This window comes from Thermogemmatispora sp. (assembly GCF_019683635.1).
Classification (GTDB): domain Bacteria; phylum Chloroflexota; class Ktedonobacteria; order Ktedonobacterales; family Ktedonobacteraceae; genus Thermogemmatispora.
Genome location: NZ_JADGIA010000262.1, coordinates 1 through 6,203, shown reverse-complemented (window position 1 = coordinate 6,203; position 6,203 = coordinate 1). Strand labels below are relative to the sequence as shown.

The following is a 6,203-nucleotide window of genomic DNA, read 5'->3' as shown; positions in this document are numbered from 1 at the left end:
TCCTGACGCAGGCGTTTCTCCGCTGACTTCGTGTTGGGCATAGAAGCTTATCGAACCTCCCCGCTTCCTTAGCGATAATCACACGACAGCTACTCGTTGACGCCTTTCACTCACACGACGAGGGTCTTATTGCTGACCGTAGCAGCTCGCCGCCCGTTATAGCCTGGCTCTCGGCTCTCCCTGAAGAGTGCTCCTCGGCGGTGGGGTCCAGCGCGGGCGGTGCGTCGCGTCGCGTCGCGTCTCGTTGCATCACGTCACAGCGCAGCCGCCCCGTTGAGGCGCCAGCGACCTGGCCAACTGGCTCGATGGAGGTCGAGCCTTTGCCAGCTTGGCCTGGTTGGTGGTCTTATGCCGTGTTGCGCTCCTTGCCAGGCGGCGCCTCTCTGGTGTCTGCTTGCTGTCTATGGATCAACTGGCTGGCTACTAACTTGATTGCCTGATTCGTGCAAGCAAGATAAGACCGGCGCATTGGGCGCCGGATAGGGTGAGTGCTCAAGGATTGTAACATAGCCGGCGCCGGTTGTCAAACGCTCTTTGTCCCTTATCAGCCTGCTCCTGTCCGCATGCTACCTGGCGTCGGCGCCGCGTAGGGTGAAGCTCAATCAAGAGGCCGGGCGGGCAAAGCAAGAAAGCAGAGCAAGGGAGATCTGACCGGACCTCCCTTGCTCTCGTCGGAAGAGGGATCGAGGTGGTTGCGTCTGTAATAAGACAGAATCTAACAGAGCGGCTAGTAGATGATCAGCGGTGTCCCGTAGGTCGTATGGTTATAGAGCCAGCCAGCCTGGTCCTCCTGCATATTAATGCAGCCGTGGCTACCATTGCCGGCGAACTCCTCATCGCCGCCGCTATCGTAATGCGGGAACTCCGTGCCTGGCCCATAGTCGGCGCGCCACCAGCTATCGTGGATAAAGTAGCCGTCCTGGCGGTAGGCCATTGCATAGTTAATCTTGGTGTCGGGATACCAGAAGGCCGAGCCTTTCGGCTCACTCGACTTAAAGATAGTTGGTGACTCCCGATCGAAGATATGATAGATCCCTGGTGGCGAGGGCCGCATATACTGCCCAGTGGTCACGTAGAAGGCGCGCACGAGCTGCCCATTATTGTAGAGACGCAGCACCTGTTCCACCAGTGAAACCACCATGACCTCGCCCTGCATAAAGCCATAGCGCTCCATCACCTGCAGATCGGTGTTATGCGCCTGGTTGTAGGGCGTCTGATCGCTGTAATCGGCCTCCATTGCCTGCAGCAGCGTCATGCTGCGATTGATGAAATCAATGGCCGCCTGGTAGTCATCGATGGACTGAGCGGTCTGCACCAGATAATCGGCATCCGAGCCGATTCCCTGATCCATATATTCGAAATCCAGCTCGTAACCGTGGTACTTATGCGTGGCGCCCCAATTTTTGACCTCCGTATGGAACTGCTGGAGCAGATAGTTGGCCTTGCCACGGTAGACAGTGAGCTGGATGGCGGCGATATCGTTATCGATCTGCGAAGAGACCTGCAAATAATCGCCGATGCTCTGGGCCTGATCAAGCGCGTGCTGATCGGCAGTCAGCCGCTGCTGGAAGGTGCTCACATCCTGGCCGTACTGCTGAGCCTGAGTGATATAGTCGCTAAACTGCTTCAACTTGGCCGCGCCAACGTAGGGGATGGCCTGCGTGGACAGGACCACGGCCTGGGTGAACTGGGCGTTGATCGTGTTGATCAGCCCCTGGAAGTCCGCAGGGGTCTGGGCCGTTTGAAAGCGCTGCTGATCGGCCTGGCGCAACTGCTTGAGAGGGGTCGTATCCAGGTGCGAAGCCTGCAGCTGGGCAATCACCTGATCAAGAGCTTGCATTTGGCTGGAGGCGGTCGCCATCAGACGCAGCGCCTGAGTATCCTGGCGGGCCTGGTTGCTAATCTGCTGGTAGTCTCGTGGCAGTTTGGCCCGACTAAAGGACGTCTGCAGCTTCGTCAGGCGGTTCTGGAAAGGCTGGGCCTCGGCGAAACCCTGAGCCTGGCGCTCGGATAGCACGCTGGCGTAGTCCTGCAGATCCTGCCAGGCCTGATAGTCAGATTCGTCGGTGACTTGAGCAGTTAATCCCTCCACCTGAGTGCAGAGCTGCTGATAACGCTGAGTGAGGTTTTCATAGTATTGGACCAGGGGCTGATCGCTAAAAAAGCTCACGGGGGCCCGGCTACTGCTCAGCTGCGTCTCCTGATCCTGGATAGGACTGAGCAATGTCTGAGGAACGCCCGCGCTGCGCGCCTGCGCAATAAGGCTGTCCAGCTCAGCCTTGGCCTGGCTTGCTGCTTGCTGCTGCGGAAGATTCCCAGTACATGCATTTAGTGTAAGAAGAGAAAGAAAAAGAAAAAGACTAAGCAAAATCGAGCTTTGCCAGAAGCGCTGCCGCGCTTTCCTCTCTGAGGGCTTCATTTCAGAGCAGCCTCCTGCTTTTTAGGAAGAGAAAAGGATCAATGGATAGGAATAGATCTTTTCCTTACCTAAAGATAACGCTTTTTCGCTCCTCGATGGCTCACTCTCCCAAAAAGTAACAGGGGAGAAAGGGCGAGACCAGGGAGCGATCGGGTAGAGTCCGAGCAAAGCACCTGCCTGGATGGCTCGCCTTCCCCCGTGGATTCCTTTGTCGTTTTCAGATAGTCTTTACTTTAACTTTACTAGACTGGCGGGAGAGGTCTTTTCAGGCCAGGGCCTGTTCCAGATCGGCGAGCAGATCGTCGCTGTCCTCGATGCCGACCGAGAGGCGAAGCAGCGTATCGGTGATGCCGCGTGCCTCTCGCACCTCGCGAGGAATGGAGCCGTGAGTCATGCTGGCGGGGTGGCAGACCAGGGACTCGATGCCTCCCAGGCTTTCAGCCAGCGTGAACACCTGGAAGCGGCGCACCAGGCGATCGACGTCCTCGCGCGTTCCTCTGAGTTGGAAGGAGACCATGCCGCCGGGACCGCGCATCTGGCGCTGAGCCAGGGCGTAGTCGGGGTGTTGATTCAGTCCGGGATAGTAGACACGCTCAACGCGCGGATGCTCTATCAGAAAGTGGGCGAGGCGCAGGGCATTCGCCTGGTGCTGCTGCATGCGCACGGCCAGGGTTTTCAGTCCGCGCAGAGTCAGCCAGCAGTCGAACGGCGAAGGAACGCCGCCGGCGGCGTTCTGATAGAATTTGATCTGCTGATAGACCTCTTCGTTGCTGGTGATCACTGCTCCACCGATGACGTCGCTGTGCCCATTGAGGTATTTCGTGGTGCTGTGGACCACAATATCGGCCCCCAGCTTCAGCGGCTGCTGCAAGTAAGGCGTGGCAAAGGTATTGTCAACGACCAGGAGCAAGCCGTGGGCGTGGGCCACCTCGGCCACGGCAGCAATATCGACCAGCCGCAGCAAGGGATTAGTGGGACTCTCCAGCCAGATCAGCCGCGTCGTTGGGCGAATGAGGTGGGCGTAGCTCTCAGGAGCGCTTCCCAGAGGCACGTAATCGCAGCTAATCTGATAGCGGCGTAAGATCCGTTCGAAGAGGCGATAGGTGCCGCCATAGAGATCATCGCAGGCGATCAGGTGGTCGCCTGCGCTCAGCAGGCTCAGGACAGCGCTCTCTGCGGCCATGCCCGAGGCGAAAGCCAGGCCGTAGCTTCCTTCTTCCAGGGCTGCCAGGCAGGTCTCCAGCGCCTGCCTTGTTGGATTACCAGTACGCGAATACTCAAAGCCTTTATGGCCACCCAGTCCCTGCTGAGCATAGGTCGAGGTCTGAAAGATCGGTGGCATAATCGCGCCGGTGGAGGGATCAGGCTCCTGGCCGGCGTGGATAGCCCGTGTTGCAAACTTCATCGTAGTGCTCCTTGTGCTTATAGTTGCCCCCCTCAGAGGGTTCGAGGATTGTTCATCATGGTACTCTCTCCTCCCATGACTTGACCAGCCCTTCTCTACCAGAGCAGCCATTGACCTGTGTGGTCCTGGCGCGTTACCATACAACAAGAGGCAGAGAAAGGAAGCGGACTTAGGCCAGCCTGTGGTGTGCATTCCTACCTGTCAAGCCGAACTCTTTCCACTAGTAGAGCTGGTCTGAGGCTGCGCTCTGCACAATTCGCTACGGTCCGCTCCCGCGAATGTTGCACGACATGCTCAGGCAATAGTAAGGAGGTCTCTCTGATGGCGTTCCTGTTCTCAACCAGCGCTGACTTGCCCGAAGAAAAAGCAACTGAGGCGACGCGGCGCAAAGAAGAGGCGGGAGTCGTGCTAGTGCATGGCCTCAATGGCAGCCGGGATGATATGCAGGAGCTGGAAATCTATTTACGCGCGCGGGGTTTGCAGGTAGTGAATTTGCTCCTGCCCGGGCATGGAGAAGAAGATGTCACGCGCCTGGTCGAGGTGAGCTGGAGAGACTGGGTGGAGGCGGTGCGTTCGGAGCTGCAGGCGCTCAAAGAGCGTTGTGCCACGGTATTTCTGGTAGGACATTCGCTAGGCGGGGCCTTGGTGCTCTATGTGGCCGCCCAGGAGGCGGTGGATGGTGTCGTGGCTATGTGTGCGCCCCTTCACCTCTATTCCTGGACCCTGCCCTTCATTCGGCTGGCACGCCGGCTGATGCCCCGCATCCGCTGGGCCTGGGAAGACATTCGTGATCCGGCGGCGCGCTATGCCTACAGTCGTCAGCGCGCCAGGCAGAGCCATCAGTGGCGTGTGCTGGCAGCCATCGAGAATCTGTTGGAGTTTCTCCCCCATCTACGGCAGGCTCTGCCTGCGGTGACCGCGCCGGCTCTCATCATGGTCGCGCGCCATGATCACGTCGTTCCCCCACGTGACGGCCAGGCCATCTATCGTCAGATCAGCTCGCACGAAAAATATCTGATCACCTTTCATCACTCCTACCACCTGATTACCAAGGACTACGACCGCGAGGAGGTTTTTGAGAAGACAGCTGCCTTTCTCTCTGAGCAAGCGCACAGGCGCGGGGTGGTTATCCAGGGCGAGAACCATCAACGAGCCTGGCAGCAAGCTGGCACCCCGTTTGAGCCTCCTCCAGTGCCAGGGCTACAGACGCGCTGCTGGCGCTGGTGTCAGCAGCAGTGGCAGCTCACGAGTATGCGCGCGGCCCAGTTCGCCCAATGCTTCACATCCTGGGCTGCTCTCGTGTATACTCAGACGGCGAAGAAATTGAAGCCATGATGTGAGGCGACAACTAGCATTGGCTCATCAGGTGAGTGATCCACCGCGTGCTCCAGCTGGCTCTGCTCCCGGGTCGCAGAGCCGCTATATGCACCTATCGAGAATTGGCATGCTGGCCATGCTGAGCCTGATCGGGCTGCTCCTGGCCTGCTTCAATGGCCTGCTCATCTATGGTCTGACTCCCCAGGCTCAGCAAGCAGCTGCACGCTCGGCGACGGCGACTGTGAGCGCTCTTGAAACCCGTGTTGCTTCTCCAATTGTATTGACGCCGACCCCAACTCCCAATCCCTCAGCAACGCCAACGCCCAACCCACCGATTTTCTGGCCCAACAACAGTGTGTCTAACGCCGTACTCCAATTGCCAGAAGGTCGCTATTTGCTCTATGAGCAACCATATAATCCTGATTTTCCCAAAAATCCCAAAAATAGTCAGAACCCCAATAGCCAGCAAGGGAATCTCTTCCTGGCGCCTTTGGGCGGTCAGCCGCAGGTCCTCAATGCGCCCGGCTACATTTACAACCAGGCGGTGCGGCCTATGCTCACGCCCTCTGGGCAGCTGCTCTATAGCGGTGATGGCCTCTGGCTGCTCGACATCTTTAGCGGTCAGGCCACACAAATCGCTACCATCGACGCCGACGAGGTTGTGACCTCGATGGCTCTCAGCAATGACGGGCACTGGCTTGCCTGGAGTAGTGAACCCTCCAATGGACGGGGCACCATCAAGATTTACGCCGGACCGCTGGCCAGCACCCACCTCGTCTATCAGCAATCGACCGCCGACTGTCCCTGTTTCCGCGTTTTTGCTGTGCTCCCGTCCAGCAGCAAGCAGGTGCTTGCCTATCTCTTGCTCACGGACAGCCGTGGCAGTCATGAGGCGATTCAAAATGGCCTCTGGGTGCTTCCGATTACCACCACAGCCGGGCAGGAGCAGCAACAGCCGCAGGAGATTCTTGACGAAGATCCGCAGCAAGGGCCGCTGCTCCTCTCGCCTTCTGATCGCTTCCTTCTCTATTCGCCCAACGAGGGGCAGGTCCCCTATCCCAC

Annotated in this window: 3 protein-coding genes and 1 pseudogene; 2 read left to right on the top strand and 2 right to left on the bottom strand. The window is 58.3% G+C overall.

Annotation, left to right across the window (positions count from 1 at the left end; all coding sequences use genetic code 11):
* Positions 1-727: 727 nt before the first annotated feature.
* Both IRZ31_RS19535 and IRZ31_RS19530 read right to left on the bottom strand, forming a co-directional pair.
* Complete coding sequence (locus IRZ31_RS19535) at positions 728-2,170, bottom strand: L,D-transpeptidase family protein (protein WP_297156854.1); 1,443 nt, start codon at positions 2,168-2,170, stop codon at positions 728-730.
* 514 nt (positions 2,171-2,684) lie between these two features.
* Complete coding sequence (locus IRZ31_RS19530) at positions 2,685-3,935, bottom strand: cystathionine gamma-synthase (RefSeq protein ID WP_297156851.1); 1,251 nt, start codon at positions 3,933-3,935, stop codon at positions 2,685-2,687.
* 210 nt (positions 3,936-4,145) lie between these two features.
* Here IRZ31_RS19530 and IRZ31_RS19525 point away from each other — a divergent pair, with 210 nt between their 5' ends.
* On the top strand, positions 4,146-5,159 hold the full coding sequence (locus tag IRZ31_RS19525; protein ID WP_297156849.1) for an alpha/beta fold hydrolase: 1,014 nt from the start codon (positions 4,146-4,148) through the stop codon (positions 5,157-5,159).
* A gap of 88 nt (positions 5,160-5,247) precedes the next feature.
* Positions 5,248-6,203, top strand: a pseudogene (locus IRZ31_RS19520) (hypothetical protein); the annotation flags it as partial.